This window comes from Comamonas sp. JUb58 (assembly GCF_004364775.1).
Taxonomy (GTDB): Bacteria; Pseudomonadota; Gammaproteobacteria; order Burkholderiales; family Burkholderiaceae_C; genus Comamonas.
In genome coordinates this window covers 213423-235082 of sequence record NZ_SOAL01000004.1, presented here as the reverse complement: position 1 = coordinate 235082, position 21660 = coordinate 213423, and the positions used below count along the sequence as shown (strand labels likewise).

Annotated in this window: 22 protein-coding genes and 3 pseudogenes; 11 read left to right on the top strand and 14 right to left on the bottom strand. The window is 61.0% G+C overall.

The genetic code is table 11. The annotated features are described in order from the left end of the window. Window positions 1-109 precede the first annotated feature (109 nt). Window positions 110-457: pseudogene (locus EDF71_RS25380) on the top strand (transposase); the annotation flags it as partial. After that, window positions 457-1144: pseudogene (locus tag EDF71_RS25265) on the top strand (IS5 family transposase); the annotation flags it as partial. The pseudogenes EDF71_RS25380 and EDF71_RS25265, both read left to right, overlap by 1 nt. A gap of 9 nt (window positions 1145-1153) precedes the next feature. On the opposite strand, the gene EDF71_RS05995 reads toward EDF71_RS25265, so the two are convergent. Both EDF71_RS05995 and EDF71_RS05990 read right to left on the bottom strand, forming a co-directional pair. Then, window positions 1154-1897, bottom strand: a complete 744-nt coding sequence (locus tag EDF71_RS05995) for an IPTL-CTERM sorting domain-containing protein (RefSeq protein ID WP_166656461.1) — start codon at window positions 1895-1897, stop codon at window positions 1154-1156. A gap of 841 nt (window positions 1898-2738) precedes the next feature. Then, window positions 2739-3164 (bottom strand): hypothetical protein, encoded by a 426-nt coding sequence (locus EDF71_RS05990; RefSeq protein WP_133855682.1) that lies wholly within the window; start codon window positions 3162-3164, stop codon window positions 2739-2741. Window positions 3165-3288: 124 nt separating this feature from the next. Here EDF71_RS05990 and EDF71_RS24940 point away from each other — a divergent pair, with 124 nt between their 5' ends. Further along, a complete protein-coding gene (locus EDF71_RS24940; RefSeq protein WP_166656460.1) occupies window positions 3289-3426 on the top strand; it encodes a hypothetical protein in 138 nt (45 codons plus the stop codon). Between the two features lie 241 nt (window positions 3427-3667). Here the strand turns inward: EDF71_RS24940 and EDF71_RS05985 are convergent, their stop codons facing one another. Then, window positions 3668-3982, bottom strand: coding sequence for a hypothetical protein (locus tag EDF71_RS05985; RefSeq protein ID WP_133855681.1), 315 nt, complete (start codon window positions 3980-3982; stop codon window positions 3668-3670). A 636-nt stretch (window positions 3983-4618) separates the two neighbouring features. On the opposite strand from EDF71_RS05985, the gene EDF71_RS05980 reads away from it, so the two are divergent. Further along, window positions 4619-4975, top strand: a complete 357-nt coding sequence (locus tag EDF71_RS05980) for a PRC-barrel domain-containing protein (RefSeq protein WP_133855680.1) — start codon at window positions 4619-4621, stop codon at window positions 4973-4975. Window positions 4976-5219: 244 nt separating this feature from the next. On the opposite strand, the gene EDF71_RS05975 is transcribed toward EDF71_RS05980, so the two are convergent. From EDF71_RS05975 to EDF71_RS05965, 3 genes are all read right to left on the bottom strand, one after another. Continuing rightward, on the bottom strand, window positions 5220-7703 hold the full coding sequence (locus tag EDF71_RS05975) for a TonB-dependent receptor (protein WP_133855679.1): 2484 nt from the start codon (window positions 7701-7703) through the stop codon (window positions 5220-5222). A 135-nt stretch (window positions 7704-7838) separates the two neighbouring features. Next, window positions 7839-8888, bottom strand: coding sequence for a FecR domain-containing protein (locus EDF71_RS05970; protein ID WP_133855678.1), 1050 nt, complete (start codon window positions 8886-8888; stop codon window positions 7839-7841). Window position 8889: 1 nt separating this feature from the next. Beyond that, complete coding sequence (locus EDF71_RS05965; RefSeq protein ID WP_133855677.1) at window positions 8890-9417, bottom strand: sigma-70 family RNA polymerase sigma factor; 528 nt, start codon at window positions 9415-9417, stop codon at window positions 8890-8892. A gap of 126 nt (window positions 9418-9543) precedes the next feature. Between EDF71_RS05965 and EDF71_RS05960 the strand changes: the two genes are divergently transcribed. Both EDF71_RS05960 and EDF71_RS25545 read left to right on the top strand, forming a co-directional pair. Then, on the top strand, window positions 9544-10086 hold the full coding sequence (locus tag EDF71_RS05960; protein ID WP_208300997.1) for an RNA polymerase sigma factor: 543 nt from the start codon (window positions 9544-9546) through the stop codon (window positions 10084-10086). A 26-nt stretch (window positions 10087-10112) separates the two neighbouring features. Continuing rightward, a complete protein-coding gene (locus EDF71_RS25545; RefSeq protein ID WP_133855675.1) occupies window positions 10113-11315 on the top strand; it encodes a FecR domain-containing protein in 1203 nt (400 codons plus the stop codon). Window positions 11316-11758: 443 nt separating this feature from the next. On the opposite strand, the gene EDF71_RS05950 is transcribed toward EDF71_RS25545, so the two are convergent. Together EDF71_RS05950 and EDF71_RS05945 are read right to left on the bottom strand one after the other, a co-directional pair. Continuing rightward, the gene (locus tag EDF71_RS05950; RefSeq protein WP_133855674.1) at window positions 11759-12085 is read right to left on the bottom strand and encodes a DUF5713 family protein; all 327 of its coding nucleotides are present in this window, start codon (window positions 12083-12085) and stop codon (window positions 11759-11761) included. 92 nt (window positions 12086-12177) lie between these two features. Then, window positions 12178-13137, bottom strand: a complete 960-nt coding sequence (locus tag EDF71_RS05945; RefSeq protein ID WP_243854190.1) for an AraC family transcriptional regulator — start codon at window positions 13135-13137, stop codon at window positions 12178-12180. 95 nt (window positions 13138-13232) lie between these two features. Between EDF71_RS05945 and EDF71_RS05940 the strand changes: the two genes are divergently transcribed. Next, on the top strand, window positions 13233-14084 hold the full coding sequence (locus tag EDF71_RS05940; protein ID WP_133855673.1) for an oxidoreductase: 852 nt from the start codon (window positions 13233-13235) through the stop codon (window positions 14082-14084). 67 nt (window positions 14085-14151) lie between these two features. On the opposite strand, the gene EDF71_RS05935 is transcribed toward EDF71_RS05940, so the two are convergent. Both EDF71_RS05935 and EDF71_RS05930 read right to left on the bottom strand, forming a co-directional pair. Then, window positions 14152-14403, bottom strand: a complete 252-nt coding sequence (locus EDF71_RS05935; RefSeq protein WP_133855672.1) for a hypothetical protein — start codon at window positions 14401-14403, stop codon at window positions 14152-14154. A gap of 16 nt (window positions 14404-14419) precedes the next feature. Continuing rightward, a complete protein-coding gene (locus EDF71_RS05930; protein WP_133855671.1) occupies window positions 14420-14608 on the bottom strand; it encodes a DUF3606 domain-containing protein in 189 nt (62 codons plus the stop codon). 296 nt (window positions 14609-14904) lie between these two features. Between EDF71_RS05930 and EDF71_RS05925 the strand changes: the two genes are divergently transcribed. Further along, window positions 14905-15099: a hypothetical protein gene (locus EDF71_RS05925; RefSeq protein ID WP_133855670.1), complete on the top strand. Its 195-nt coding sequence runs from the start codon at window positions 14905-14907 to the stop codon at window positions 15097-15099. 138 nt (window positions 15100-15237) lie between these two features. Here EDF71_RS05925 and EDF71_RS05920 read toward each other — a convergent pair whose 3' ends face one another. From EDF71_RS05920 to EDF71_RS25365, 4 genes and pseudogenes are all read right to left on the bottom strand, one after another. After that, window positions 15238-15747 carry a hypothetical protein gene (locus EDF71_RS05920; protein ID WP_133855669.1) on the bottom strand — a complete coding sequence of 170 codons (510 nt, stop codon included), beginning with the start codon at window positions 15745-15747 and terminating at the stop codon, window positions 15238-15240. Window positions 15748-15771: 24 nt separating this feature from the next. Continuing rightward, the gene (locus EDF71_RS05915) at window positions 15772-16245 is read right to left on the bottom strand and encodes a hypothetical protein (protein ID WP_133855668.1); all 474 of its coding nucleotides are present in this window, start codon (window positions 16243-16245) and stop codon (window positions 15772-15774) included. Between the two features lie 142 nt (window positions 16246-16387). Then, entirely contained in the window at window positions 16388-16519 is a 132-nt protein-coding gene (locus EDF71_RS25540) for a hypothetical protein (protein ID WP_279586278.1), read from the bottom strand. A gap of 196 nt (window positions 16520-16715) precedes the next feature. After that, a pseudogene (locus tag EDF71_RS25365) lies at window positions 16716-16912 on the bottom strand (transposase); the annotation flags it as partial. A 418-nt stretch (window positions 16913-17330) separates the two neighbouring features. Between EDF71_RS25365 and EDF71_RS25260 the strand changes: the two are divergent. The 3 genes from EDF71_RS25260 to EDF71_RS05900 all read left to right on the top strand — a co-directional run bounded on the left by EDF71_RS25260 (window position 17331) and on the right by EDF71_RS05900 (window position 21568). Beyond that, window positions 17331-18323, top strand: coding sequence for a collagen-like protein (locus tag EDF71_RS25260; protein WP_208300996.1), 993 nt, complete (start codon window positions 17331-17333; stop codon window positions 18321-18323). A 15-nt stretch (window positions 18324-18338) separates the two neighbouring features. After that, window positions 18339-18878 (top strand): Ig domain-containing protein, encoded by a 540-nt coding sequence (locus EDF71_RS05905; RefSeq protein ID WP_133855667.1) that lies wholly within the window; start codon window positions 18339-18341, stop codon window positions 18876-18878. A gap of 326 nt (window positions 18879-19204) precedes the next feature. Then, window positions 19205-21568 (top strand): TonB-dependent siderophore receptor, encoded by a 2364-nt coding sequence (locus EDF71_RS05900; protein WP_133855666.1) that lies wholly within the window; start codon window positions 19205-19207, stop codon window positions 21566-21568. Window positions 21569-21660: the final 92 nt, after the last annotated feature.

Genomic DNA, 21660 nt, shown 5'->3' with positions numbered 1-21660 from the left:
GCCTGGCGATCGTTCAGGTTTTCCTGTGTGTTATCTACGCTGTGCATCCCGCGATTAAGGATGTTCTGAAAAATTCCCAAATGGCCGCAGCGCATGGGATGATCCACAGATGAAGCAAATGAGCCTGACCACCGGATTTATGAAGAAGTCCAAACGCACGTGCAAGCTTGAGTTCTTGAAAGAGATGGATTTAGTCGCTCCCTGGCATGAGCTGGTAACGCTCATCGAGTCGCACAGCCCGCCCAAAGACACTGGCAGGCCTGCTTTTGCAGTCGAATCCATGCTGCGCATCCACCTGCTGCTGCAGTGATTCAACCTCTCAGACCCTGTAGTGGAAGCGGCGCTATACGACACACCGGTGTTTGCCAGCTTTGCCAGGCTTGATCCAGACATCAGTTCCATGCCCGACGAGAGCACCATCTTGCGCTTCCGCCGCCTTTTGGACACGCATCAGTTGCCCTCAACGGCATTCTGTTTGTGCTGCACACGGTATTCCATGGAAGACGTTCCTCAATCCCTCGGGTACGGCAGCAGCATGATTTGCTGGCGGTGCCTGCGCGATTGGAGCGTCGCTGGTGTCTGGGAGCAGTTGCACCAATCCATGCCCATTCGCTTGCGTGCGCATGACCAGATTGATTGGAGCCGGGCCAGTATTGATGGCTTCTCGATGCCAAGCCCCAGGGGGCCAGGAAACGGGTCCCAACCCCGCGGGCAGTGGGCAACTTGGTTCCAAACGGCACATCGTCGTAGATGCCAGAGGCATCCCGCTGGTTATCTTGGTCAGCGGGGTCAATCGGCTTGACTCCAAGATGTTTAAAAAGTGTGTGGACTCGATCTCTGCGGTTGCAGGTTTGTCAGGAAACCTCCGAAAAGACCTGCAAAGCTGCATGCCGACAAGGGCTATGACTACAAACGTTGCCGCCATCAACTGAGGCACAGGAGCATTGCCAGTCGGATCGGCAGACGTGGGGTTGAAAGCAGCGAGCGATTGGGCATGCACTGCTGGGTGGTGGAGAGAAAGCCCGGATAGTTTGCAGACTTTGGCAAACTACGAATCCGGTTTGAAAGACGGCCAGACATCCACGAAGCGCTGCTGAAGTTGGCAGCTGCGGTCATTTATGGACGCTTCGTGGATGGAGGGTGTTCGCGGTGCTCAAGCGGATTTGCGCGCGCGGCGCAGGCCCATGAAGCCCATGATGGAGACGAGGGAAACCAAGCCTGTTGCACCCAAGCCTGGCACGGGAGTGGGAGCAGTGATAGGGGGTACCACGACGTCCTCAAAAGGCACGACGGTCATGCGAAAGGCAGGGGTTCCTCCTTGCGTATGCCAGGTTGCTCCATTGTCGGTTGACTCGGCGTGACCATCGCCCGCTACGCTAAAGCCACCTGCAAAGGTATAGCCGTTTTGCGTGTTGTCATCATTGGTAACTCCAGCAAACGCGCTGGCGTTAGACAAAATCAGCGCGTATTTCTGACCCGACTGCAACGTCGTCGTGGCAATGGCTCCCAACTGTGTCGCGTTGTAGGTTATGACATCAGTCGCTGCGCTGGTGCCCACCATGCTGATGGGCGTGGAGGCCAGAGCAGATCCTGTAGGCAGGTTGGTTGTGTTATCGAGTTGGTACAGGCTCAGTGTTGCTGTCACCGAGTCTCCCAAGTCAAAGCCAAAAGCAATCTCTTGAATGCGCGTGGGGATGGTGCCTGTCTGAAACGTTGGCCCGCGCTGGTTGGGGCTTTCGAACTGATAGGAGGTCGCTTCATCGATGGGCAAGCTGTTCACCGCTACGAATGGTGGCGGTGGAATTTGTGCCGATGACAAAGGCGCCCAGGCGGAGGTGCAGATCAACAGCCCAACGGCGGCGTAGTTGCGAAAGACGGCGCGTATCAAAGTTGGCATGCTATTTTCTACTGTAACTGAATGAAAATTTTCGCTGGTACTGCATTTCTGCAAAGCGCTTAACATTTCGTCTGTAAGCCTGAGATAGCGGGGCTTCGCTAAACAATACTAGTTAATCAAGGATCAATGTAATTTTTTAAATATTCGTTGTGAAAATGAAATTTCATAGGTTGATAGGTTTATTGAATATCAATTAAATGTTTGGCGCTTTGTTGGCAAGTAGTGGCAGAGGACGCTTGACAGAAATCCTGCACCACTGACACCCAGCCCCATCGCACGCGATAAGCGACAGATGAGGCAATTCGGGCGTGGCTGCTGGATTTGGGATTGAGAAGATGGCCAAATGACCTCTTTAACAGGACGTGATCTGGCAGTGCTCATCGACTGTTATCGACCGCACATTGCTATCGGAAATCTGACGTTTGTAGTCGACTCGATGCTCTATTTGTACCTGCTGCTGCCGTAGTACCTCTTTGCAAATTAGCCCCCAAGATCGCGTGGTCGATGACGTGCTGCCAGCCCTCTCGGTTTTGCCAACATTCCAAGGTTGGATCAGGGTATCTGCACCATGCGAGGCGGGAGCAGCACCTTGTGTATTCGCAACCCCTGCACATGGCCTCTTGGAGGCATCCTTCTACGGATTGCAGAAGTTGGCGATGGCCAAAGCCATACTGGCGGACAAGCATCTAGACTTGCGGCAAAGAACCGCTTTCAATGCCGCCTTGGTCGCGGTGCACAGCGCAACCTGAGCCAAGCACTGTTCCGAGCGAAGGAAGATTGGTCAGGCATTGCAGTGGACCCTCTAGCTGCTCGCCCCAGCCCTTTTGTCTGGCGTTGCGAATCAGGGGAGTGAGCCGGGGCTGCACTGCCAGTTGCCGCCCATCAGCTGGCAACTGATGCCCTTGGGCCCCACCAGGCGCTGGGGCCCGGAGCGGGTGAGGAAGTTGCCCTGGTTGTCATTGCAACCGCTGGCATTGCAGCTGATGATAAAGACCGGCTGCGCGGGGGCGGACGTGCTGCTCGAACTGGTGGCGGGGTCCGCCAGTATGCGTCGGGGGGGGGCGCTGCGGTTCTGTTCTTGTCTCTCTTCCTGGCCCTGATCTTGCGACCGTTCCCGTTCGCGTTCCAAGGGCTGGTCGGCATCCTGGTGCGATGCGCCAGTGCGTTCGCTGCGTTGGGGCAGTGCATCTACGGCGGCTGCCTCAGAAGCCCCGCTCCCTTGTGCCAAGCCTACCAGCAGTGCTGCCACCATCATCCAACCACGCATTCTGTATTCCTCTTTAGGCAGCCGATGCTGCGGCTCTGGCAGACAAGCCCGCTGTTGCGGGCTGTCATGCAGTCTGTACTTTGTCTGACGCGCGCGCGCCAAGCGGATAGCTAGATTCTCAGGTATGAACCCACCAGACCTCAAACCTACCAAGCCCACCAATTCCCACACCCGCGCTGGGCGATTCGCCAACAAGCGTTTTGCCATCATTGGCGCGGTGGTGCTGGTGTTTTTGCTGATAGCGGTCTTTGTACCGTTTTAAAGCGCTTCGTCGTTCTGAAATCCACAAGGGCGGCCAATTGGCTGCCCTTGTGGATTCAAGCGTTGATGACTTGCGGTGCGCTCCAGATGGGAAGTACATCGATCAGCACTGTCACCAACCCATCAAACGCTTTTGCTGCGGAAACGGCGGTCAGTTCACTTAAGGCTTTTGCACAACGCAAGCCCAATGGAATCGCATTAGCCCCTGCTCCAACCAAGGCAAGGGGCGTTGCCGTGGTTGCTTATGCTGATTTGCGCGTGCGGCGCAGGCCCAAAATGCCGATCACACTGACCAGAGAGACAAGGCCTACAGCACCCAGGCTTGGCCCAGGAGTAGGCGTGAGTGCTTCGGGCGGTACTACGACGTCCTCAAAAGGCACGACGGTCATGCGAAAGGCAGGGGTCCCCTCTTGCATATGCCACGTTGCTCCGTTGTCGGTTGACTCGGCGTGGCCATCGCCCGCTATGCCAAAACCACCTGCAAAGGTATAGCCGTTTTGCGTGTTGTCATCGTTGGTAACGCCAGTAAATGCGCTGGCGTTAGGGATGCTCTGCAAAACTCCCTGCCTCGGTCTGAACGCGGCCTCGGGCGATCCGCTGCGTTGTCTTCCTTGTCAATAGCTACGGCTATTGACTGCAAAAGACGCCTTGCGCCTCATCCCGATCCGCGTCCATCCCATTAGGCGAGGGTTTTGCAGAGCATCCGTAGCGCCATGCTGCGCAGCAGGCGTCTGTGGTTACCGCGTTTGTGCAGCCGTGCGCGAGATTTGCCTGGCGATTGCATCAGCATTCGCTGGCGCCAGTCTGGCGCAGACAGGTCGTTGGACCGATGCGTTCTCAAGCACTTTCCGCCAACCCTGGCGCAGTGGGCCGCTGCGGCGTTCGCACGATTCCTTGTGCCGCCTTTGCGCTGAAGTAACGTAGCGGCACCTGCAAAGGACGCCTTGTGTTCTGAACGGTGTCTGCGCCAGGGAGCGCGGTGCAAGCAATGGGCCTGCGGTAGTGGCGGGCGCCGTAAGGGCATTTTCTCGTCCTGCAAAACCGGTGCGGCCCGTCCTACGGTCATCGGACGGCGATGACTACCCGGGCCGCTGGCGCTGGTCTTTAGCATTGAATCCAAGGCCGAGACATGGCGCAAACGCGATGACCACTTGGCCTCTTTGCAATCCCGCTTTCCAACACAGGAGAAACCTATGAACACGATTAATACTGCATCGAGCGTGATCTCTTCAGACAAGGTGCAAGGCACCAAGGTCTACAACCCCAATGGCGACAAACTGGGTTCGGTGGAAAGCCTGCTGCTGGACAAGCTGACCGGCAAGGTCCGTTACGCCGTGATGGAGTTTGGTGGCTTTCTGGGCATGGGTACCGATGTATACCCGCTGCCCTGGGAAACGCTGAAGTACGACACCGGTTTGGGCGGCTATGTGGTGTCGCTGACCAAGGAACAGCTGGAAGGTGCGCCGCGTTATGCGCGTGAAACCACGCAGGAATATGACGATGCGTATGGCCGAAAGGTCAATGAATACTACGGCGTCCCCTGGATCTGATCCGGGCGGGGCTCACAACCCCTGATACGGTGTTACCGGGCCTTGTCGTACTTTCAGTACTGCCTGCGGCCCGGCGCCTTATCGGGGACGCCCAGTCGGGGACGCCCAGTCGGGGACGCCCAGTCGGGGACGCCCAGTCTCAGGGGCTGTCTTAGCCCCTTGAATGGGTGGACTGTGAATGCAGAACTTCCCCATGTGACGAGCCTGCTGCTTATCCAGCGGGCTTTTTTGTGGGCGCTCGGCTTTAAAATTCGTACTTCGCCGTCAACGTGAACTTGCGTGGCGCGCCGTAGTAGATCTGGCTGCCGGCAAAGTCGAAGTAGGTCTTGTCAAACAGGTTGTTGACATTGAGCTGCACGGACAGTTGGCGCGAGATGTCGTAGTTGGCCATCAGGCTGGCGAGGGAGATGGAGCCCTGGTCGCGGCGCGCTTCCACATCGGTGGACGTGGTGGCGGTGGCATAGGTGCCGCCGCGCCAGGTAAGGCCGCCGCCGACCTTGAGCGCGCTCCAGTTGCCCGGCAGGCGGTAGGTGGTGTAGAGGTGGGCCATGTTGTTGGGGCGCTGCGATTGCAGACGCGAGCCGTCGGCAGCGCGGGCATCGGCGCGGGCAAAGCCGGCAATCAGCTGCCAGCCCCGGGCCAGCTCGCCGGAGACCTCGGCCTCAAAGCCCTTGCTGGTCACGCCTTTCTCGCCCCGGTACGCCGGGTTGCCGGTGCCGCCAATCATGTTGTCGCCATCTTGCACGGCGACATTGTCCTGGGCGATGCGGAACACGGCCAGCGAGGCGTTGACCTTGCCATCGAGGTAGGCGGCCTTGATGCCGGCCTCGTACGACTTGCCAGTGACTGGGTCCAGGTAGCGGCCTTGCGTGTCCTGGTAGTTCTGCGGCTGGAAGATATCGGTATAGCTGGCGTAGACGGTGTAGGTGGCGTTGAGGTCGTATAGCAGACCGGCGTAGGGCGTGAAGACATTGTGCTTGCGCGTCTCCGTCAGGCTCTGGCTTTGCCAGCGGGTTTCGCGCCCGCCGATGATGAGCTTGAGGTCATCGGCCAGCGACAGGCGCAGCGCGCCGTAGACGGCGGTCTGGCGCGTGCGGTCATCGCCCAGCGGGCGGAAGACGCCCCAAACGGGCTCGGGGTAGGAGCCATCCCATTCAAAGATATTGCCCACCGGGGTGGCGGTGTAGGCATGGTTGCCATAGGTGTAGTTGGACTGGCTGCCGGTCAGGCCCACAACCGCCTCATGCTTGCGGCCCAGCAAATCAAACGGCCCGGTGGCCTGCAGGCTGCCGCTGTTTTGCGCAAAGCTTTGGCGCGAGTAGTTGGGGTAGGGGCCCAGGCCCAGACCGGTGTTCTTGTCGGGCTCGTTCAGCAGGTAGAAGAGCTTGGAGGTGTAGTCCGCATCCAGCCGGCTGGCATTGGCCTTGATGGACCAGCCATTGTCAAAGCGGTGCTCCAACCCGGCATAGGTGGTGTTGCTGGTGGTGTTCCACTCGGTCCAATCGGCGCCAATGCTGAAGGAACGCGGCCAGTGCGCGGCGCTGCCATCCTGGTAGACCATGGGTAGGCCGCCCCAGGTCACGCCGGTGGGGCGCTTGGCCTGGTGCTCCAGCCCGAACCAGGCGGTGGTGTCGGGGGTCAGATCGGCTTCGACCGTGGCCAACAGCGCACGGTTGCGGGTGTGGTAGCGGTCCAGGTGCGAGTCGCGCTCGTCGGCCATTGCAGCCACGCGGGCGCGGATGCGGCCGTCGTCGGTCAAGGGGGTGCTCAGGTCCAGGGTGGCGCGGCGCTCGTTCCAGGAGCCCAGGCTGACCGTGGCCGAGCCGGTGAAGGTTTTGCTGCTGGCACGCTTGCGCACCAGGTTGACCGAGGCGCCGGGGTTGCCGGCACCGGTCATCAAGCCCGTGGCGCCGCGCACCACCTCGATGCGGTCGTACAGGATGGGGTCGAGCATCGAGGCGCCAAAAAAGTCATTGGCGACAAAGGTGGGCACGCCGTCGTGCTGGTAGTTGTCGATGTAGAAGCCGCGCGCATCTAGATCGGTGCGGTCGCTGTCGGAGCTGATGGCCGAGATGCCGGTGATGTGGCGCGCGGCCTCGCCCAGGCTGGTGATGCCCTGGTCCTCAATCTGCTGGCGCGTGAGCACGCTGACGGATTGTGGCGTTTCGCGCGGCGACAGCTGCAGGCCGGTAGCCGCGGCGGTGCTGCGGATGGTGTAGTTGCCGGTGCCTTCGGTGGTAGCGCTGCGCTCGGCCTGGGCGGTGACGCGCAGCTCGGGCAGCGTGATGCTGGGCGCGCCGTCTGCCGCGCTTGCGGCCGCTGCAGCCAGTGCGGTGGCCTGTGCCACGCGGCGCACCACATAGCTGCCACTGGCATCGCGCTGGGCCTGCAGCGGCAAGCCGGCCAGCAGGCTGCTGAGCGCCTGGCCCACATCGGCGGCGCCTTGCACGCCGGGGCTTTGCAGGCCGGCAACGGTATCGGGCGCGAAGGAGATCAGGGTGCCCGATTCTTGCCCCAGGCGGTTGAGCGCTGCGGCCAGTGGGCCGGCAGGGATGGAGTAGCTGCGGGCGGCTGGAGCGCTGGAGGATGCGCTAACAGATGGCTGGGCCTGCGCGCTGTGCGGCAATGCCGCCAGGCTGGCGCAGGTGGCCAGGCCAAGGCAGAGCAGATGGGCGGAGAGCGCGGTGCCACGGGGCGTGGCGGGGGCGGAGAAACGAGGGCGGAGCATGCGGAGAGTCCCGGTTGGTACAAGCTGGTTGCAGCGCGCCGCAAAGGGTTTTGCGGCACTTCTGCAGGACTTGACACGCGGGTTGGGCCAATTGGCCACCTTTTTTTTGGAATGCGCGATGGCTGGGTAAGAGAGCTAACTTTTCTCGACCGTCACCCACCAGCGCGTGCGGCTGCTGATGCGCACGGGCAAGGCACGGCTGAGCGCTGCTAACACCTTGTCGGTATCCGCCAAGGGGTAGCTGCCCGATACGCGCAGCGCTGCGGCCTCGGGCGTGCAGTGCAGGCGGCCCGGGCGGTAGCGGGCCAGTTCGGCAATAAAGTCGCCCAGGCGCATATCGTCGGCCACCAACATGCCCTGGGTCCAGGCCAGGTCGGCCGCGGGGGCGGCGGCCTCGCGCAGCAGTTGCTGTGCGGCAATGCGGCCTTGCTCGCCGGCCGCCAGGCGCAGGGTCTGGCTCATGTCGTTGCGCAGCTGCAGTTCTACCTGGCCTTCTTGCACCTGCACCAGGGTGTCGTCCGCATATTGGCGCACGGTAAAGCGGGTGCCAATGGCCCGCGCCCAGCCTTGGCTGCTGCGCACGCGCAAAGGGCGGGCCTGGCCAGTGGCGGGATCAGGGCTGGGGTCGGCAGCGCTTTCAATCTGGATCTCACCAGCGCGCAGCACGATCAGGCGCTCGCTGCTGCTGTAGCGCAGGTCCACGGCGGTAGCGGTGTTGAGCAGCAGACGCGTGCCATCGGCCAGCACCGTGCGCTGCTGTTCGCCAGTGTCGGTCGACAGATCAGCGCTGGCGCTGAGCCAGGCCTGCTGGCCCAGCGGGCTTTGGCCCAGAGCCAGCAAGCCGCCGGCACCGGCGCCGATCATCACGGCCAGGCGCACCGCATGGCGGCGCGACAAGGCGGGCGATGCCAAAGTCTGCACTGCCACCGCCGTGGGCACGCCGCGCAACTGGCCATCGACCTGGGCGATGCGCTGCCAGGCCTGGGCATGCAGCGGGTCGGCATCCAACCAGCTTTGCCATTGCTGGCGCTTGCGGCGGGCGATGACGCTGTCGCCAGGCTCCAGATCCAGCAGCCAGCGCACGGCGGCTTGGGCCACGGCTGGGGGGATGGTGGATGGCATGGCAGCTGGCATAGCTTGTGCGCCCAGCGGCAGCGCGCCGGGCAGGTGGTCGGGGGTGCCCATCTCAGGCCTGGTCCGCAAAATAGCAGCGCTCTGCCGCTGCGGCCAGGTGGCGGCGCACGCTGGTGCGCGATATGCCCAGCTGCTGGGCAATCTCTTCCTGCGTCAAATCCTCCAGCCGCCACAGCAAAAAGGCCTTGCGGGCGACGACGGGCAGGCCGCCCAGCAGGCGGTCAATCGCCACCAGGGTCTCCAGCACCATCAGCTGCGCATCAGGCGGCGGGGCCACGGGCTCGGGCAGCAGGGCCAGCGCATCCAGGTAGGCGCGCTCAATCTGCCGGCGCCGCAGATGGTTGGACAGCAGACGCTGCGCAATCGTGGTGAGGTAGGCGCGAGGCTCCAGCAGCTCTTGCAGTTGCTGGCGCTGGGTGCCCAGCACGCGCACAAAGGTGTTCTGCGCCAAATCCGCCGCATCCCAGGCGCAGCCCAGCTTGCGCCGCAGCCGGGCCACCAGCCAGCTGTGGTGCGCCTCGTACAGGGCCTGCACCGGATCAACGGAGGGTGAGTGCGGAATGCCGGTGCCTGGCTGCATGGTGTGTTGGATGGACGCAATGAGAATGGTTCTTATTATATGTAAACAGCAGTCAATCTATGGATAATGCGATTCATTCGCGTTATTGCATCGCGCCATCCATCGGCTTTGTTGGGCCCTTGCCCCGTGTTCCTCCACTACTACCGAGAACTGCTGAACTTCTGTTTGCGCCAGGTGCGCGACCACGATGCGGCTGCCGACATCGTGCAGGAGAGCTACGCCCGGGTGCTGGCGATGGAGCAGGCGCGCGCGCCGATTGCCGAGCCGCGCGCGCTGCTCTACCAAACGGCGCGCCATGTGATGGTGGACCAGTACCGGCGCGCCCAGCTGCGCACGCATGAAGATCTGCACGCGCTTGACGAAATGGCCCAGCCCCCGGGCCCCGCGCATGAGGAGCCCGACGCCGTTCTGTCCAGCGCGCAGGCAATGGCCGCCTATGCCTCTGCTATCGAGGCCTTGCCGCTGCGCTGCCGTGAAGCGTTTATGCTGCATGTCTTTGACGACCTGCCCTATGCCCAGATCGCACAGCGCATGGGCATATCGCTGAGCATGGTGGAAAAGCATATTGCCCGTGGCCGCCTGGCCTGCCGTGCTTGCGAGCTGCTGCAGCAAGGCGGGCCGCCCCAGCCAGCCAATACCGCCCCGCATGCCACCCGCCCGCAGCCTTGATGCCGGCACGACGACAACCCCCAGCGATGACCTTGCCCCGCCCGATCACCACCGATGCTGACCGCCAGGATGCTGCCGATGAGGCTGCATTGGGCGCGCCAGGCGCGTTGGCGCCGGGGCAGGATGCGCTGGCATGGGAAGCCGCCTTGTGGGCCACGCGGCGCAGCAGTGGCCAGCCCTTGTCTGCCGAGCAGGCCGCCGCGCTGGCCGCTTGGCTGGCGGCCGACCCCGCCCATGCGCAGGCGCTGGCTGCGCTGGAGCACAGCCACAGCCGGCTGCGCGCGATGCCCCAGGCGCTGCAGCATGCACTGCGGGCTGGACTAGAGCGTGAGAAAGAACAGCTGCAGGCGGCTACCGAACCATCCGTACAACCCGCAGAACCCTATACAACTGCGGCCCGGCCCCATCCCGCCGCCGCGCAACGCCCCCGCGCAAGCCGCTGGTCTGCCAGCCCCTGGCTGCCCAACCTGGGTATGGCCGCTGCCGTGCTGGCGCTGGTGGGCGGCGGCTGGCTGGGCTGGTCGTACTGGCGCAGCCAACCACTGTTCAGCGAGCACTACGCCACCCAGCGCGGCCAGCCGCTGCAGGTGCGGCTGCCCGATGGATCGCAGATGCTGCTGGATGCCGTATCGCAGGCGCAGGTGCAGCTGTTCCGCGGCCGGCGCGAGGTGAACTTGGTGGAAGGCCAGGCGCTGTTCCATGCCAAGCCCGATGCACAGCGCCCCTTTGAGGTGCTGGCAGGCCACACCAAGGTGACGGTGCTGGGCACGAAGTTTTCCGTACGGCATACCCGGGCGGGGCTGGATGCGGGCCAGACGGTGGTCGAGGTGGAATCGGGCCGGGTGCGGGTGGCGCAGGTGGGAGACGATGGCAATGCGGGCCAGACCCTGGCCGGGGCGGCAGCGGTGGATCTGGTCGCCGGCCAGCGGGTCACTGCGCAGGCCGAGGGCAGCCTGGAGGCGCCGCAGGCCTTGCCGGTGGGTAATGTAGCCGCCTGGCGCAAAGGGCGGGTGAATTTTCAGGACGCACCGCTGGCGCAGGCACTGGCCGAGTTTGAGCGCTATGGCGATACCGGCCTGGTAGTGCGTGACCCGGCCGTCGCCGCCATGCGAGTAGGGGGCAGCTTTGATTTGCGCGAGGCTAGCAGCTTTGCCCAGGCGCTGCCGCTGCTGTTGCCGGTGCGGCTGAAGACGGCAGGTGGGGTGACGGAGATTGTGAAGGCGCGTTGAGGTGGAGGAGGGCGAGGCTACTTTGATCGGTGCTGAACTGCCATCGAAGTGGTGGCGTATTGGCGGGTTGCCCGAGAGACAGGGCCTCAGCAAGCGATATCAAGAGCATTGGCAGATTTGTCGGTATCCCCCCCTGGTCGACATGGGGTAGTTCTTGTCGTCTACCCAATTTCCCTGCTTGGGTTTGCACTGTTCCCTGCACGCTTGAACCTCATCTCTTGGGGCGGGAAGGAGGTAGCTGAGCAGGTACGAGCCGCCAATGACCAATCCAAAAGCGATTGCGACCATCCCCCCAGGTGTGACCCGAGTCGAAAGCTTCTGTATGAAACGAGTAAATCTGCTTTTCACAGGTGGATGGCCCGGTGCGGGCGGGAATAGGCGCTCAACGATGGAATGCAACGGCCGCTTTGGGCTTGCCGCTGGAAAGACAGGATCAGCCCCGCTTACCAGTCCCGGGCACGAATGGCTTCTTCGGTATCAATGTCCACCTCCAAGAAGCTCAGCATGGCCTCGACCGTCGTGCCAATCGAGTCTCTGGCGGCGGTCTCAATCTCGCTCCCCCGGTCTTCAAATTCAGCCTGAAGATCGTTGATCTTCTCGGTCATCAGATCGAGCTGGGACTGGACCGCATCCAGCGAATGGCCGCCTTGGCCGATGAAAAGCGCGGCTTCCTGAATGGCATCGCGCAGCTTGTCGACGAGGTCCTTGGGGAAGTAGCTATCGGCGTACATGTCCTGGAGAAACGGAAAATTGTCAGGTAGTTTTTTCATGCTGGCACCTCATGAGGCGGGGCGGGTTGAATCGAACGGTGATTATTTTCAGCGATAGAGGTGCTGGGCTGCCATTCATCGATCAAGGGCAACTAGTGAGAACTCACAAAAGGCCCATCCGGCAGCGGTGGGAGCGCGAATGCAAGCTTGATACGTTCCACCTCCGCCTGCGGTGGTAGCCCGAACAGGCGCTTGAACTCCCGGCTGAACTGGGAGGGGCTCTCGTACCCCACAGCCGATGCCGCAGCGGCGGCGGTCATGCCGCGCCGCATCATCAGCAAGCGCCCTTGGTGCAGGCGGATGGACTTGAGGTACTGCATCGGCGATACGCGGGTCACGGACTTGAAGTGGTTGTGGAAGGCCGCTGCACCCAAGCCCGCTTCGCTGGCCAGCATAGCCACGGTCAGCGGGTTGGCGTGCTCGCGATGGATGCGCTGAATGGCGCGACCGACTTGGCCGAAGCGGCCCTGCGCGGCGAGTGAAGCACGCAGGGTTTCGCCTTGCTCACCGGTCAGTACGCGGAAGTAGATCTCTCGCAGGATGGAGGGGCCGAGCACCTGGGCTTCCAGCGGGTGGGACATGGCCTGCAAGAAGCGGGTGACTGCGTCGGCGAGGGCTGCATTCATCTTGGAGGACACCAGGCTGGACGGCCTGATCGACCTGATCGACCTGATCGGCGTGGTCGGCGTTGCATGGGGCAGCTGCTCGTCCACCTGGATGGCGATGTCGGCAGCCAGCTGCATATCCAGGCGCAGGTAGATGGCCAGCAAGGGGCGCTCAGCGCTGGCTTCGGTCTGCATGACAAAGGGCACAGGCACGGCGACGGCCAGCACATGCTGCTCGTCGTAGACAAACTCCTGGTCGCCCAGCCAACCGCGCTTGCGCCCCTGGCAGACGATGACGATGCCCGGCTCGTACAGCACCGGCGTAACGTCCAGCGGGCGGTTGCTGCGCAGCCAGCACACGCCGGGCAGCGGGCTCAGGGTATAGCCCTCATTGATCGCCAAGTTGGACAGCTGGGCGGCCATGCGGTGCCTGGGGGTGGAAGTCATCGTCGTGTAGGAATAGGCAATGACCGGATAGCGTACGCCATTTCTGGATGCCGCGTGCTTGCCTACCATTTGGCCTCGTACCTTCAGGAGCAAGCATGCGCGATTCATCCCCTCAAACTTTCTTTATCACCGGCGTCAGCAGCGGCTTTGGCCGGGCGCTTTCCCAGGCGGCGCTGGCAGCAGGGCACCGCGTCATCGGAACCGTTCGCAGCGCCGACGACGCGCAGGCATTCCAGGCCATGCACCCCAGCCAAGCGATAGCCCGGCAGCTGGATGTGACCGACCACGCGGCGGTCGAGCAGGTGGCCCAGGACGTGGAAAAGGCAATCGGGCCGGTGAACGTCATCGTCAACAACGCCGGCTACGGCTACGAAGGCATCCTGGAAGAAAGCCCGCTGGAGGACATGCGCCGGCAATTCGATGTCAACGTCTTCGGCGCAGTCGCCGTCATCAAGGCCTTTCTCCCCTTTATGCGTGCCCGCCGCCGTGGGCGCATTCTCAACATCACGTCGATGGGCGGCTTTATCACCATGCCGGGCATTGCCTACTACTGCGGCAGCAAGTTTGCGCTGGAAGGGATCTCTGAAGCGCTGGGCAAGGAAGTGGCGGAGCTGGGCATCGACGTGACCGCCGTTGCGCCAGGCTCATTCCGGACGGACTGGGCCGGCCGCTCGATGGTGCGCGCACCGCGCAGCATCGGCGACTATGACGCGCTGTTTGACCCGGTGCGAGCGCGCCGCCAAGCCGTCAGCGGCAAGCAGCTGGGCGACCCTGCCAAGGCAGCCGCCGTGATGCTGCGCATCGCCACCGCCGCCGAGCGGCCGCCCGCACATTTACTGCTGGGCAGTGATGCGCTGGAGCTGGTGCGGGGCAAGTTGGGCGCCATGCGGGCAGGGTTGGCGCAATGGGAGGCGGTGAGTTGCTCGACGGATGGTGTTGGGAGCTAAACGCGATTGCTTGCCTTGGACTGGTTCCTGCAGTTCCAAACCATGGAGCCCATCGTCGACCATGGGCTCAAGCGTTATCGGGATTCCCCATTTGCCGGTCCATATCTGCACCAGGGCTGCCTGATTGCTCCTTCAATGCATCCGGTGCAACTTCTTCCAAACGCTTGATGTGCCCGCTGCTTCCCAGCGGGTCGTCTGCCTGGTTTGGCGGCAGTTCAGCGCCAGGGCCAGCATCGCGCATATTGCCGCCGTGGCCATGTTGCTGCTCAATGTCGCTCGCCTCAGCGGCAGGCGATGCATATTCTTTGGCTTGGGTCATTGCGTAGCTCCAGTTGTCATGAGTTTTTGGACTGCTTCAGGTGCTGCTCAACCGCCGAAGCACTTGTGCCTACGGCCTTCACGGCCGCCTTTAGCTGATCGGGACTGACGCTGAACTTCTTCGACCAGTCTCGCAGTTCGTAGTCTTCGTTCACGTTGATGCGACTGCGGTCCTGCCCACCGGGCTTGGTTTTGTCGTCGGGCATGGAAGGTCTCCTGTTTACATGGCTCGGGATGCCACGCTTTGGTACATCCTCCAGCTTGCGTGCCGCTGCAGGGGCCAGAGTGGCCTCCATTCCATTGCAAGCAGATGCCTACAGATCCGCCTTAGAACCACGTAGATTGTTGCGCAAGCAAATGAATCCGACCGGACAAATGGCAGCGATTGTCGAGCAATCGAAATTGAAATAAGTTATTGATTTAACTTATTTTTGTATGCTTAATGCTTGTATTTTGTTGCAGGACAGTTACGATTGTGGATCAAGAGACGCGGGAGGCAAGCATGTCAGATTCTGCTGAAGAGGGTGGAACGCCGGACTCGTATTTAAAGGCGTTGAAGGCGGAGGGCGCCGAGCTATTGATGCAAGCCGCCCAAGACGATGCGCATGCCAGAGCACGGCTGTCGTTGATTGATGCCAAGATTGACCAGCTGACCCGCCCGATCACGAGCGGGAACTGGGGAGAACGCGAGTCCTGAGCGCTTGCGAAGGGTTGGGGCAGGTCTGAAGCCGCTGGTTTGCTGGTGCATCCGCCATTGAGGCGTTAAGCAAAGGTGCCAATTGTTGGCTAACAGCCTAAAGCGGGCGCTCTGTAGCTGATTTGGGGCAACGAATGGCTAGGCCTCGGGCCCACGTTTGATCCGCTTTTCCGCCATGGCCTTCAGAATGGGCCAATTTTCCAAGCTGGATAGTGCTCCCTCATGCCCTTGTGCAACGGCCGCTAGCAACAGGGACTCTGCTCTTGAAAGATCCGCTAAGGAGTAGTTGGCCATTGCGCATGAATGCAAGTGCATGAACAGCTGGTATTGCGCATCCGGGTCGTTGGTCTTGACTTGCTCTTCGAGCTCTTCCACGAAGCGCGCCTGCGCAGCATCGGCCTCGGTCTCGTAGTCTCGGATGCCAATCTTGCGAGATGCTCCGAGATCCAGCAATGAGAAGACAAGACGCCCTAACTTCATTTCAGCCTCTTCGGCAGGCATGGATTGGAAGTACTCGACTTCCGGAGCGACCCCATCAAATTCTTTTTTGCGCAGCTCAGACGTCTCTGCAGTTCTGACGGAGTAAAGGATGAGCTTCTGCGATTCCTCATCGTAGTGAACCAACAGATCGTGTTTGTCGTTAAGCATGTGATTGCCCGGAGCAGTTAAAGGCTAGATATTTGACGGCCGCTGTTGGGAAGCGATGCGCAGGTCACGTGTTTCCGGATAGATGCGCGTGAACCGCTCTTCAGCCTCTTGCGGAAGGCCAATCAAGAGGGTTGCGCTGCTGTCCCAGCAGACAATCTCGAACAAAGCATTCTCCAGCTGCGGCGCTACCTCGACCCCTTGCCAATACAGCGGGTTGCCATCCACATACGGGGCTTGCTCGATATGGCGGCGGTAACCAACCGGAAAGGCGCTAAACACCGCCCAGATGAACTGAACAGTATGGCTGGCCAAAAAGCTTTCCAGTTCTACCCCGGCAAGCCACCTGTCTTGGTCTGAGAACTGGGCGCTGCCGCTATTGGTATCGATATCGCTGACGTACCAATCAAAATCAGCGGAACGTAAGCCTGTCGCTTCAAAAATCAGACGCATGTCCGTGTAGAAGGGCACTCGGTCGGACCTTTCAAGAATGAGGTTCATGGCATTAGGCCTCGCTAGCTAAACATGGAATTGGGCAGACAACTTGGCCGCTTGCGGAAGTCTGCGGAGATTGCAACTCACAGTCTTCTGGCCCTGGGCTGCACTCAGTCTAGATTTGGACCATGAATCACAAATGTCGTCGTTAGGTGATGACGAACTCAATGCCGAGATCATCGCCGACACCGATGACACGCTCGCCGCGAATATCCTGAGTCACATCGGCAGTGAGTTCCCGCTTGCGAAGGGACGGGGTGCCTCGTTCATCGAACACCATGTCTACATATTGGTTAGGCAAGGTCTGCAGAACCACTGAATTCAGACCGGCCAGTTAGCTCGATGCCGATTTGCCGGCTATTACGCAGCTTTGCCGACAGATTTCAAACCGTATTTACGGCTTTTTCCCGTTTTCCGCCTCCGCCCGCTTGCCCACACCGTTATAGCCGCTGCTGTCAAAGGCGTAATCTCCTAGCCAGCAGCTTGTGCGCATGCGATAAGTCAGCCTCGTTGCCTGGCGTTGGGACGTCGGTATGCACCAAGCCTGAATTGCTATCAGCACCGATGTGGCACTTCGTCCCAAAGTGCTACTGGTTGACCTTCTTACCCTCGTGCATTTTCCATCTCGCTCGCCACTCGGATTCTTGGCCGAGCTGGGGGCTGCTATTGAGGTGGGAGTGGCCACGCTGTCATGTTTCAAGAGCGGAGTCTCATTTGCTGAATCTGTATTCATCCCGCGCGCTGCAGCGGCTGGTGGGGCATTTTCCTGATTTTTTTAAATAACATCTGGCCGCCGTATTGATTATCCATTGAGATCAATTAATGGGCTGAAGCGAATGCATCCAGTGCGGAGCTTTTATTTACGATAAAACTTCTAATGATAGGCAAAATTATTTCTGAATTCCGTTCAATTAGTTTTTTCCTTGATTTTGGCGAAGCTATTCGTGTTCCTATGGTCGGATCTATGGCCTGGAAAGTCATCTTTCAATTTGCGCGAATAGACTTGAATTCACTATTTCTAGGGATGGTATAAATAAAATTTAATTCCTACACTTGCGCATTTAAACAGGTGCATCCAAGAGGGTCAGTAAATGAAATCACTGCGTCAACACCAATATTCCGCGTCTAGAATTCTGAAAGCCGTTTCGGCAGCAGTATTGACGCTCAGTCTTGGACTGGCAGCCAGCCCCTCAGCGCTAGCCGATGTGCCTAGGACAATCAGCTATCAAGGTCATCTGCTTGATGCCAGTGGTCAGCCCATGAATGGATCGGCCACCTTGGTCTTGAGTCTTTACGACGCCCCCAGTGGCGGTAGCGCGGTGTGGAACGAAACATTGTCAGGCGTTAATGTGTCGCAAGGCGCGTTCTCGGTAGCACTTGGCAGTGGTACTGCGCTGCCCCCATTGAACCAAGCGCTGTACCTTGCTGTGGCTGTCAATGGTGGAGCTGAAGCCAGCCCTCGCATTGCGCTGGCCAGTGCTCCCTACGCCCTGAGCATCGCTGATGGCAGCGTCACCGCAGCCAAGATCGGAATCAGCTGCACCAGCGGCGAAGTGCTGGGCTATAACGGTAGCTCTTGGGGTTGTACTGCCGCAGGTGCAGGGCCGCAAGGTGAACGAGGGGCACAAGGAGACCCTGGCCCCCAAGGTGAACAAGGCCCCCAAGGCCCACAAGGTGTAGCAGGAACCAATGGAGCGAATGGCAGCAACGGAACCAATGGTGTGACCCAAGGCGTTAGCCGCATGGCATTCGGCTGTCTGCGCCAAAAGCAAGGCGCATCAGGTGAAATCGAGTTAAAAGGTGCCAGCGGCATTGGGAGTGTGACCTCCAGCAATAGCATGAGGGGAAGTAATGGTTGGGTAGAGTACACAATCCCACTTTCCCCTGCATTTGCTAGCGAAGACTATGTTGTATTGGTTAATGTTAAAACCAATCAAGATTCCGGAGATAACCGCACGAGAGCGTATGCACTTAGCAGTAATTCATTCAAATTTGAAGTAAATACGCTGAACACCCCATTTAATCCCAGCGCAGGTAGCAATACCAGTGGTGAGGTGGTGTGCTTTACGGCCATGCACCGATAAGGCGAGGGGCTGATAATGAACAGCACAAGACCTCTCGTTTCACTGCAAGCCGCTCTTTGTTCTCTCTGCCTACTAGGTAGCGCCAACGCTCAAACGCTGGTCAGTTCCGCCGTGGGTCAGCCTGCCACCGGCATCAGCACCAGCGCAGGTGGCGCCACAGTGTATTCGGGCATTTATGGCCAGATGGCAACGCCCGATTTGGATGGCAATCCTATGGGTGGTTCTGTGTCCAGCGGATATAGCTACCAGATCACCGCTACTGGCGGTACAACGCCCTACACATTCAGTACGCCGGACCCCAGCAAACTTCCGCCGGGGCTGAGCTTGGACGCCAATGGGCTTATCACCGGTACGCCTACGGCCACGGGCAGCTACACCTTCGAGGTGACCGTCACTGATGCTGCAGGGATACCTGACACGGCCAGCTTCACTATCGTGATCACTGCCCAGCAGCCTGTGTCTGCTCCTAAACCAGTGCCTGCCAGCACGCCACTGGGGTTGGTGCTGCTATCTACCCTGTTTGGACTATGGGCCTGGCGTCGCCGGTTCCGCTAACGCAAACTTGGTTGTGCAGTACGAGGGTGTGTACGGATCGCCCCGCGCCGGCGATGGTGTCTCTGTGAGATTGAATGCTTTGTGGGCACCTAGGCGGGTGTCCACAAAGCCGCCGGCGCTGAGGGTTGTAGTGAAACGGACGATTTCTCTGCGCTGGCCATTGCTTGCACCCCGGTGCAAGCTGCGCTCCATCCCGTCACCCCAGCACCACCGCCCTCCAAAAATAATCCAAATATTTTTGCAACCGACCTGAGGGTTCTGCCCGCCCGTGCGACTCCATCTGTAGTGCTTCCTATTTCCGGGTAGTGATTTTGGAGACCTCATCCATGCGGCAGTCGCGCAGTGTTCTTGCTCCCCAGGCCTTGGCCTTGTCTTTATTGGTGGCTGGCGCCATGCCGGTTGGGGCGCAGGCCCAGGCGGATGCCCCGGCCCAGGTGGCGATTGCGGCCCAGCCTCTGGGGCAGGCGCTCAATACCTTGGCCCAGCAAACGGGGCTGCAGCTCTTGTATGCCCCGGCGGTGGTGGCGGGCAAGCAGGCGCCTGCGGTGTCTGGCAGCATGGCGCCGCGCCAGGCGCTGGCGCAGTTGCTGGCGGGCAGTGGCCTGGTGGTGGTGCCCCAGGGGCGGGCTCTAGTGATCAAACCGGCCGAGGCAGCCGCGCCGCAGACCGGCGCAGAGACCACCTTGGCGCCGGTGACGGTGCAGGCCGATGCGCTGCGCGAGAGCGCCTCTGGCCCCGTGGGTGGCTTTGTGGCCCGGCGCAGCGCCACGGCGACCAAGACGGATACGCCGCTGTCGGAGACCCCCATGTCGGTGACCGTGGTGCCGCGCGAGCAGATTGTGGCCCAGGGCGCTGATTCGCTGGACCAGGCGCTGGAGTACTCGGCGAGCATCATGCCGCTGCAGGGCGGGGCGATGCGCCATGTTGGTACGGGCTTTACCGTGCGCGGTTTCAACGTGACCGGGGCGGCGCCGCTCTACCTGAACGGTGCGCGCTTTCCGATCAACTCGCTGAGCGGGGCGGTCGAACCCTATGCCTATGAGCGGGTGGAAGTGCTCAAAGGCCCGGCCTCGATTCTGTATGGGCAGGCGGCGCCGGGCGGCGTCTTCAACCTGGTGAGCAAGCGCCCCACCGATGAGCCACTGCGCGAGGTAGAGCTGCAGCTGGGCAGCTGGAACAAGAAGCAGATCGCCGCCGATGTGAGCGACAAGCTGACCGAGGACGGCCGCATGCGCTACCGACTGACCGCGCTGGCGCGCGATGCGGACGGCATGATCGACGAGATGCGCAATGACCGCCTGTCGCTGTCGGCCGCCATCGACTGGAAACTGACCCCCGACACCGAGCTGACCCTGCTGGCCAATCTGAACAAGAGCCGCGCCAACTACGACGTGGGCAAGCCGCTGGATGGCAGCCTGCTGCCCAACCCCTATGGGCGCATTGGACGCAGCACGTTTTTGGGCGAGCCCGGTTTTGACCACTTTGATGTGAAAGGTGCGACCTTGGGCTATCTGCTGGAGCAGCGGCTGAATGCGCAATGGCGCTTCAAGCAGAACCTGCTGGCCTATGACCACAAAGCCGACAACGCCTATGCCGGCGTGCAGGCCCGGGTGGACGCGGCCAACCCCCGCATGGTGGACCGCTATGGTTTGACGCGGCTGGACAAGGACCGGGGCTGGGGCGTGGACAACCAGCTGATCGGCCAGCTGGCCCATGGCCGTTTTGAGCACACCTTGCTGCTGGGCCTGGACTGGGCGCAGACCCGTTTTGCGCGCAGGCAGGAGTTTGGCAGCATGCCGGCCATCGATGTGTTCAACCCCGTCTACGGTGCGCAGCCCAGCTTGAATGCCCCCGCCTATTCCAAGGAAGCCATGCGCCAGGTGGGCGTCTATGTGCAGGACCAGATCAAGTACGACCAGCGTTGGGTGCTGATGCTGGGTGGGCGCTATGACCGGGCGCGCTCGGATTTGATATCGGACGACATCGTGGAGAACTCGCATGCCTTCACGCCGCGTGTGGGAGTGATGTATTTAATGGACAACGGCCTGTCGCCGTACTACAGCTACAGCCGCTCGTTCCAGCCCTCGTCGGGCATGGATTTCAATGGCCGTACCTTCAAGCCCACCACCGGCAAGCAGCATGAGATTGGCCTGAAGTACGAGCCCAAAGGCATGGATGCCTCGGTCACCTTGGCGGCCTATGAGATCAAGCAGCAGAACGTGCTGACCAGCGACCCGGACCATGTGGGCTTTTTGCAGCAGACCGGCGAGGTGCGATCACGTGGTCTGGAGCTGGAGGGCCGCGCCCAGATCAAGCGCCAATGGGATGTGGTGGTGGCCTTGTCGACCACCGATGCCAAGGTGACGCGCAGCAGCACCGGCAACCAGGGCACGACCCCCGTATCGGTGCCGCGCAATATGGCATCGCTGTGGGCCGATTACCGCGTTGACGCGCTGCCGGGCCTGAGCCTGGGCGCCGGTGTGCGCCATGTCGGCTGGCAGGAGATAGACCGCATGCGCATGCCCACCTACACCTTGCTGGATGCCGCTGTGCGCTACCAATACCAGCAGTGGCAGTTTGCGCTGAATGTGAAAAACCTGGCCGACAAGACCTACCTGTCGGCCTGCACCGGCGTCTGCCTGTATGGCGATGCGCGCAACGTGACCTTGACGGCGCGGGTGAATTGGTAAGTGCGGGGAAGGCAGCCCGCCACGGTTGGGATGCCTAAAGTCAAAAGGCGTGGACCCGAGGGTGCCACGCCTTTTTATGTATCCGCGCCAGG